At 58.0% G+C, this 238-nt stretch carries 1 protein-coding gene; it reads left to right on the top strand.

Annotation, left to right across the window (positions count from 1 at the left end; translation table 11 throughout):
• Window positions 1-238: nicotinamide phosphoribosyltransferase domain-containing protein (locus AC1RPN_RS09205; protein WP_481763882.1), on the top strand; the 238-nt coding region annotated here is incomplete at both ends.

Here is a 238-nt window from a genome sequence, read left to right as displayed (position 1 = left end):
ACGCAGCTCAACTGCCGCCCGGCGTGCAGTTTGCTTCGTCGTACTGCTCGGCACGATCGGACAAGGAATACCGCGCTTCCATCTTCTTCGGCCTGCAAGCCGAGCTGCGGAATATCGTGGCTAATCCGTTGACGCGTGAGCAAGTTGAAGAGGCCCGTGAGATCGCCGTCGCGAATTGCGGGACTTTCCCGTATATCGAGTTCATGCAAATCGTGAACGAACACGGCGGTCTTCCTCC

Source organism: Dellaglioa sp. CoH-57-MRSF-20, from assembly GCF_056781955.1.
This window is presented reverse-complemented; position numbering and strand designations above follow the sequence as displayed.